This window comes from Pseudarthrobacter leeuwenhoeki, from assembly GCF_055412885.1.
In genome coordinates this window covers 134,628-142,398 of sequence record NZ_JBVAYY010000013.1, presented here as the reverse complement: position 1 = coordinate 142,398, position 7,771 = coordinate 134,628, and the positions used below count along the sequence as shown (strand labels likewise).

Below are 7,771 nucleotides of genomic sequence, written 5' to 3'. Positions count from 1 at the left end.
GGGGCCGGCGGGGCCGGCGGTTGGGGGGCCGGCGGAGCCGGCGCAGGAGGGGCGGGCGCAGGAGGCAGGGGTGCGGGCCCGGCCGGCGCCGTGTCGCCAGGGGCGGGGACCGGGGTATCCGACGGCGTCGGACCCGGCGTCGGGCTGTCCGTCGGGCTGGCCGTGGCCGGGAGCGTCGGCGAAAGCGGCGACGCGGGCGACGCCGACGTCGTCGGGGCCGCCGAGGGCGGCCCCGACGAAAAGACGACCGCGATCACGACCATGGCGGCCAGTAGAAACACCGCAGCCGCGGCTGCCAGCCAGCGGCGCCGGTCGGACAAGATCGACCACATGCTCCACTATGGCACCACCGGCCGCCGCCGGGCTAGGGCTGAAATGCCCTGTATCGGCAAAAAGCTCCCAAGCAACGCGGGGTCACCTAGCGCCCATGATGACCCATCGGATGGGCGCGATCTGACCCCGCGTTGGTAGGCTGAGCGGAAGGGCGCTGCCGGAATCGGGCGGTCCGAACGGCAGCGGTGGAACGGGCGTCCCCGCCCGGCCCCAGCGTCTCAGGCCCGTGAGCGGGCCACCCGCCGGCGCCCCGTAACCTGCGCCTGCAGGGCCTTCCCCGGGAGGGGCCCACGGTAGGATGTGGATAAGTGGAAGACGCGTAAAGACAACGTGAATGCTAAGGCAGGACATCCGTGAAACTTCTCCTCCGGTATCCACTCGTTGCGGGTACCCTCGTTGCCCTGCTCGCAGTGCTGATACTGCTCCTGTCCGGGCAGCCGCTGATTGCGCAGATCCTGGCCAGCATCTACGCACTGGCCGTGGCGGCCTATCTGGCCGTGGGCATGGTCCGCCGGCTGATGGGCGGCCAATGGGGCATCGACATCCTGGCGGTGACCGCGATCGTCAGCACGGTGGTCGTGGGCGAGTACATCGCCTCCATGATCATTGTCCTCATGCTGGCCGGCGGCACAGCCCTTGAGGACTTCGCGGCCGGCCGGGCCAAGAAAGAACTGACCTCCCTGTTGGAGCGCGTGCCGCAGACGGCCCACCGGGAACGCGCCGGCAGCTCCGCCGCCGGAACCTACGCAGGCGAAACCCATGAGGATGTTGCCGCCACCAAGGTCGAGATCGGTGACATCCTGCTGGTGAGGCCGGGTGAAGTGGTGCCGCTGGACGGCGTCCTGCTCTCTGAGTCCGGCAGCTTCGACGAATCCTCGCTCACCGGGGAGAGCCTGCCGGTGGAGCGGGTCGCCGGCGAGCCGCTGATGAGCGGGTCCCTGAACGGTGAAGCGGCGGTCCGGATGCAGGTCTCGGCCCGGATGGAGGATTCGCAGTACAGCCGCATTGTGGCCCTGGTCAAGGAGGCGGCGGACAGCAAGGCGCCCATGGTGCGGCTCGCGGACCGGTACGCCGTTCCGTTCACGGCCCTCGCCTACTTCCTTGGCGCGGTCGGCTGGATCATCAGCGGCGACCCGGCCCGGTTCGCGGAAGTACTGGTGGTGGCCACCCCGTGCCCGCTGCTGATCGCCGCTCCCGTGGCGTTCCTGGGCGGCATGAGCCGCGCCGCACGCACCGGCATCATCGTCAAGTACGCCGGCGTCCTGGAACAACTGAGCCGGATCAAGACGGTCGCTTTCGACAAGACCGGCACCCTCACGTACGGCCGCCCGTCCCTGGTCGGGGTCCGGACCGCGGGGTCCTTCACTGAGGACGAGGTTCTCGCACTGGCGGCCTCCGCCGAACAGTATTCCTCCCATGTCCTCGCCGCCTCGGTGATGGAGGCCGCGCACACCCGCGGGCTGATGTTCGAAACCGCCACGGAGGCCACCGAATTCGCCACACACGGCGTCCGGGCCCGCTTCGACGGCCGCGACGTGGTGGTCGGCAAGCCCAACTTCGTGGCTGAATCGGCCCCCGGCGTCGTGGAAACGGAGCTGGCCAGCGGCGAACTCGCCATCTACGTGGGCGTGGCCGGGGAATTCGCCGGGTCCCTCGTGATGAGCGACCCGATCCGCGGGGAAACCCGTCGTACCTTGGCCGAGCTCAAGGAACTCGGCGTCACCCAGACGGTCATGCTGACCGGCGATGCGCTCGCCACAGCCAGGCACATCGCGGACGAGGCCGGGCTCACCGACGTCCGCGCCGAGTGCCTGCCGGCGGACAAGGTCGAAGCCGTTCGGGCCCTGCCCCTCCGCCCGGTCATGATGGTCGGCGACGGCGTCAACGACGCCCCGGTCCTGGCAGTCGCCGACGTCGGGATCGCTATGGGTGCGCGCGGCTCGACAGCGGCCGGCGAGTCGGCCGACGTCGTGATCATCCTCGATGACCTGTCCAAGGCCGCTTCAGCCGTGCGGATCGGCCAGCGCACCATCAAGGTGGCGCTGCAGAGTATCTGGATCGGGATGGGGCTGAGCGTGGCGCTGATGCTCGCAGCGGCGGCAGGCTATATCCCGGCCATCGCCGGCGCCCTGTCCCAGGAACTCGTGGACCTGGCCACGATCCTCAATGCGCTGCGGGCCCTCAGCCCCGGCAAGACGGGGGCCGGAACAAAGGCGCCAGGGCAGAAGGCCGCCGTCGGCGCTACCGGGCCGGTGCCTGCTTCTCGGCTTCCGCGATCCTCGGAACGGTCCTGAGATAGCTGTCCGGGTTCAGTGAGATCGAATCGATGCCCTCGCTGACCAGGAACGCCGCGAACTCCGGGTGGTTGCTGGGCCCCTGGCCGCAGATGCCGATCTTGATCCCGGCGGCGTGGGCCTTGCGGATGGCCTCACTGATCATCGCCATGACGGCCTCGTCCCGCTCATCGAAGAGTGCGGCCAGCTGCCCCGAATCCCGGTCCACACCCAGGACCAGCTGGGTGAGGTCGTTAGAGCCGATGGAGAAGCCGTCGAAGCGGGTGGCGAACTTTTCGGCGAGGACAACATTGGACGGGATCTCGCACATCATGTAGACCTGCAGGCCATTCTCCCCCCGGACCAGGCCGTTCTCCGCCATCACGGCCAGCACCCGGTCCGCTTCCTGCGGGGTCCGGCAGAACGGGATCATCACGATGATATTCCCGAACCCGAGCTTCTCCCGGACCCGTTTGAGGGCCACACACTCGAGGGCGAATCCCTCGCGGTAGCGCTCGTCGTAGTAGCGGGAGGCACCGCGGAAGCCAAGCATGGGGTTCTCCTCCGGCTCCTCGAAGGCGGACCCGCCGATCAGGTGCGCGTACTCGTTCGTCTTGAAGTCACTGAGCCGGACGATCACCGGACGGGGATGGTAGGGCGCGGCGATCTTGGCGATCCCCAGGGCCAGGGCGTCCACGAAGTAGTCCTTCGGGTCCGCGTAGCCGCTGGTGAGGGCGCGGATCTGCTCGGCTTCGCCGGGGTCGGTGACCCGCTCGGGATGGACCAGTGCCATCGGATGGACCCGGATCAGGGCGCTGATAATGAACTCCATCCGGGCCAGCCCGACGCCGTCGGCGGGCAGCCGCCACCACTGGAACGCGGCCGCGGGGCTGGCGATGTTGACCATGACTTTGGTGTGCGTCTCCGGCAGTTCCCCGAGGTCCACCTCCTCGGTTTCAAAGGCAAGGCTGCCCTGGTAGACGCGGCCCTCATCGCCCTCGGCGCACGAGATGGTCACGGCCAGGCCTTCCGCCAGGACGGTGGTGGCGTTGCCGGTGCCGACGACGGCGGGGACCCCGAGTTCGCGGCTCACGATCGCTGCGTGGCTCGTCGGGCCGCCGTGGTCGGTCACGATGCCCGCCGCCCGCTTCATGATGGGAACCCAGTCCGGGTCAGTCATCTCGGTGACGAGGATGGCCCCGTCGCGGAAGTTTTCAATGTCCGCCGCGCTCCTGATCACACACGCGGTGCCCTGGGCGATCGAATCACCGATCGCGGCACCCCGCGCCAGCACGGTGCCGGTTTCCAGCAGGTGGTGGAGGGTGAACCGGGAGCCGGTCTTCTGCGACTGGACCGTCTCCGGCCGGGCCTGGACCATAAACAGCTCCCCGGTCACGCCGTCCCGGGCCCATTCCATGTCCATCGGCCGGGCGTAGTGCTCCTCAACGATCACGGCCCAGCGCGCCAGGGCGAGGATCTCGGCGTCGTCCAGGACGACGGCGCGGCGTTCCGCGTCCGAGGTGTCCACCATTTTAGTGCGTGCATGGCCGCCCCGGCTGTAAACCATTTTCCGGTCCTTGGAACCGAGGGTCTTTTCGATGATCGGCGCGAACTCCGGCTGCGCCAGGAGCGGCTTGAACACGACGTATTTGTCCGGGTTGATGGTGCCCTGGACCACGGTTTCGCCCAGTCCCCAGGCGGCGCTGACCACGGCCACCCGCGGGAAACCGGAATCCGTGTCGATGGAGAACATCACCCCGGAGGCGCCGACGTCGGAGCGCACCATCCGCTGCACCCCGATCGAGAGCGCGACGTCGAGGTGGTCAAAGCCTTTGACCTCGCGGTAGCTGATGGCCCGGTCGGTGAAGAGCGAGGCGTAGCAGCGGCGGCAGGCATCCAGGAGCTCCCGTTCCCCGGCGATGTTCAGGAAGGTCTCCTGCTGCCCGGCGAAACTCGCGTCCGGCAGGTCCTCGGCGGTGGCGCTGCTGCGGACCGCGACCGAGAGCCTCTCCAGTCCGGCGCGCTCCCCCAGTTCCCGGTAGTGGGAGCGGATGGATTCGCCGATGTCCGCAGGGAACTCACTGCCCAGGAACAGCTCCCGGATGGCCTCCCCGGTGGCGCGCAGGGAGGTTTCGCCCGAGCGGTAGGACTGGATCCGCGAGCGCATTTCGGCCTCGATCCCGTTGGCCTCGAGGAACCGGCGGTAGGCGTCCGCGGTGGTGGCGAAACCGTCCGGAACGCGCACGCCCTTGGCTTTGAGGGTCTGGATGAGTTCGCCGAGGGAGGCGTTCTTGCCGCCCACCTGCGGGACATCGCCCATTCCGATCTCTTCAAACCACAGCACCGGGGATTCAGCCATGTCGCAGCTCCTGCTTTCGGCAAATTGGAACGGGCGCGCCTGACACCGGCGCCTCTGCACCCATTCTGTGGCGGCGGGCCGTCCGGTGTCAGAGTCTTTGGACCTTGGTGTCCGGTACGGCCTTGGCGGCCCGGCGGTGGCGGGCGATTTTGTACAGCCAGTCCGCGAGCAGCACCGCGGGAATGGCGGCGAGCGCCACGGCCAGTCCGCCGGGCGACGGCGGGGCGTGGCCCAGCAGGGTGGCCAGCGGCCCGAGGAACAGGAACACCGCCAGCAGTCCCAGCTCGGCCAGCACTGCCCAGACCAGCAGCCTGTTGGTGAACCAGCCGAGCTGCCACGGCGGCACGGACGCGCTGCGGCAGGCGAAGGCGTTGGCAAGCTGGGCCAGGACCACGGTGGTGAACGCGGCGCCGGAGGCGGCCATCAGCACGTCCGACGCCGGCAGCTCCGCCCCCGGGGTCCAGCCGGCCCCGAGCAGCACCGCCGTGTATGCCGTCATTTCGAAGAGTGCCTCGACCGGGCCCAGCAGCCCGAACACCCGGAACATCAGTGCCCGGTCCATCAGGTGCCTGCGCTCCGGCGGGCGTTTCAGTGTTCCCTTGCTCGGGGCCTCGCTGCCCAGCGCCAGTGCGGGGAGCAGGTCGGTACCGATGTCGAGGGCGAGGATCTGCAGCACACTCAGCGCCAGCGGGAACCGCCCGCCCGAGAGCGCCCAGATCACGAAGGGGGTGAGCTCGGCGACGTTGTCCGTCAGGTGGTAGGTCAGGAAGCGCCGGATGTTCGCGTACGTGGCGCGGCCCTGCTCAACCGCGGCGATGATGGTGGCGAAGTCGTCATCGAGCAGCACGAGGTCCGCCGCCTCGCGGGCCACGTCCGTGCCGCTGCGCCCCATGGCCACGCCGATGTCGGCCTGCTGGAGGGCCGGGCCGTCGTTGACGCCGTCGCCGGTCATCGCCACCACGTGGCCGCGGCTCTGAAGCAGGCGGGCCACCCGGAGTTTCTGTTCCGGGGTGACCCGGCTGACCACCACACCGTCGCGGTCCAGCAGCGCGGCCAGCACGGCGTCGTCCTCGGGCAGGTTGTGACCTTCCAGCACCAGCTCGGGGGATCCGATCAGCCCGGTTTCCCGGGCGATGGCGGCCGCCGTGAAGGCATGGTCGCCGGTGACCATGGCGACCTTGATGCCGGCCCCGCGGGCCGCCTCGAGGGCCACGCGGACCTCGGCCCGGGGCGGGTCGTGCAGGCCGATCAGTCCCAGCAGCGTCAGTTCGCTCTCGGCGTCCTCCAGTTTGAAGCTGGCGCCGGGCCGGCCGGGCAAAGTCCGCTCCGCCACGGCCAGCACCCTGAGCCCGTGGGAGGCCATCTGGTCGACCATCTCCCGCGCCCGGGCGGCGCCCGCTGCCTCACCGGCGTCGCCGCCGCCGTGCACGCACAGTGGAATCACGGATTCCGGGGCGCCCTTGACGTACAGCGTGGTGCCGACGATCGCGGACTCCCGCAGCCGGCGGGGATCGAAGGCGAAGCGGTGCGATACCTCCGGCTCCGCTGGACCCGACCCGGGAGCTGGCCCGGCACCGGCCAGCCGGGCGGTCAGTGCGGCGATGGCAGCCTCCATCGGGTCGCCCTCGGCGATCCACTTGCCCTCGTGGAGGACCGCGCGGCCCACTGACGCGGCCAGCGCAGCAGTGCTGAGGTGCTGCGCCTCCCCGGCGCCCGTCCCGGTGACCTCGGCCTCCGGACCGTACCCCGCGCCGATGACGCTGAGCACCCCGGCCGGGGTCCAGACCTCGACGGCGTTCATCCGGTTCTGGGTCAGCGTGCCGGTCTTGTCCGTGCAAATGAAGGTCGTGGAGCCCAGGGTTTCCACCGCCTCCAGGTTCCGGACCAGTGCGTTGCGCTGCGCCATCCGCTGCGCCCCGACGGCCAGGGACAGCGTGACCGTGGGCAGCAGGCCCTCGGGCACCAGCGCCACCATCACGCCGATCCCAAACAAAAAGGCGTCCCGCCAGGAGATTCCGACCAGCAGGGACAGCACGAAGAACAGCACACCAATGCCCAGGGCCATCGTGGCAGTGATGCGGACGATGCGCTGCAGTTCCCGCGCCAGCGGGCTCGGCGGCGCCTCCACCTTGCCCGTCAGGGCTGCGATTTCAGCGAGCCGGGTCTTTCCGCCCGTTCCCGCGACCACACCCTCAGCCTGGCCGTTGACCAGGAAGGTCCCGCCAAACACGCTGTCGCCGGGGACCTTGGCGAGCGCTTCGCTTTCACCGGTGAGCATCGATTCGTCCACGGAACAGCCGGCCGCCAGCACCAGCCGGAGATCCGCCGGCACCCGGTCACCGGCCACCAGCACGACGGCGTCCTCCGGCACCAGCTCGGTGGTGTGGACCTTGATGATGCGGTTGTCCCGGCGGACCGAGACCATCGCCGGGAGCAGCTCGCGGAGCTTCGAGGCGGCATGCTGGGCGCGCTCCTGCTGGATATAGGCGAAGACCCCGTTCACCAGGATCACGACGACGATCGCGATGGCCAGTTGCGGCATGCCCGCCAGGTAGGCCAGCACCGAGGCGCCCCACAGCAGGATGGCAAAGAAGTGGGTCAGTTCGCCCAGGAGCCTCCGCCAGCCAGGGACGGTGCCGGACTCCGGCAGCCTGTTCGCCCCGAATTGGGTGAGCCTCCGCGCCGCCTCGGCGGAGCTCAGGCCGGCAACGCCCGGCAACGCCCCGGCGCCTGGCCCCCCGGCGGGAGCTTCCGGCGTCACGGCTGGCCCGGGCCGCTCAGGCGCAACACCGAAGACCCGCCCGGG

General features: G+C 69.7%; 4 protein-coding genes. 2 read left to right on the top strand and 2 right to left on the bottom strand.

Annotated features, from left to right (window positions below):
• Positions 1–471 (top strand): hypothetical protein (locus tag ACZYX4_RS13480; protein WP_463876660.1); only part of this gene is annotated, 471 nt, incomplete at its 5' end.
• Positions 472–686: 215 nt separating this feature from the next.
• On the top strand, positions 687–2,627 hold the full coding sequence (locus ACZYX4_RS13475) for a heavy metal translocating P-type ATPase (protein WP_463876658.1): 1,941 nt from the start codon (positions 687–689) through the stop codon (positions 2,625–2,627).
• Here ACZYX4_RS13475 and ppsA read toward each other — a convergent pair.
• Both ppsA and ACZYX4_RS13465 read right to left on the bottom strand, forming a co-directional pair.
• On the bottom strand, positions 2,575–4,965 hold the full coding sequence (ppsA, locus tag ACZYX4_RS13470) for a phosphoenolpyruvate synthase (RefSeq protein ID WP_463876656.1): 2,391 nt from the start codon (positions 4,963–4,965) through the stop codon (positions 2,575–2,577). The two genes, ACZYX4_RS13475 and ppsA, sit on opposite strands and share 53 nt — an antisense overlap.
• A gap of 88 nt (positions 4,966–5,053) precedes the next feature.
• Positions 5,054–7,726, bottom strand: a complete 2,673-nt coding sequence (locus ACZYX4_RS13465) for a cation-translocating P-type ATPase (RefSeq protein WP_463876654.1) — start codon at positions 7,724–7,726, stop codon at positions 5,054–5,056.
• Positions 7,727–7,771: the final 45 nt, after the last annotated feature.